Source organism: Methylobacterium nigriterrae, from assembly GCF_037106235.1.
In the GTDB taxonomy this organism is placed as follows: domain Bacteria; phylum Pseudomonadota; class Alphaproteobacteria; order Rhizobiales; family Beijerinckiaceae; genus Methylobacterium; species Methylobacterium nigriterrae.
The window spans coordinates 1-372 of sequence record NZ_JBAWTG010000612.1; the positions used below are offsets into that span (position 1 = coordinate 1).

Sequence of the window (372 nt, forward strand, 5' to 3'; positions counted from 1 at the left end):
GGAAAGATCCGGCTCAGCGAGCGGATCGCTGCGGGGATCGCCTCGACCGGCCAGGACACGCCGACCATGAAGAAGAGCGGCAGGCTCGCCGCGATGAAGAGCAGGACGGCCGTCTCGCGGCGCTTGAACCACACGCTCACGAACTGCGCCAGGAAGCTGACCGACAGGACGAAGGGACAGGCCAGGACGAACAGGTCCACCAGGCGCCCGAGGGTCGAGAAGCCGTAGATCCGCGGCAGGACGATCAGATACAGCGCCAATCCGGGCATCACGAGCAGGAGATGCGCGAGGGCTTGGCCCACGATGGCCCGCGCGCCCGCCCGGCGTTGCCGCCCCAGGCTCCCGCCCTTCTCGAAGGCGACGCCCCCAACG

At 69.1% G+C, this 372-nt stretch carries 1 protein-coding gene; it reads right to left on the reverse strand.

Annotated elements, in window-relative coordinates:
* Positions 1-372 (reverse strand): ABC transporter permease (locus WDW90_RS38460; RefSeq protein ID WP_336492918.1); only part of this gene is annotated, 372 nt, incomplete at both ends.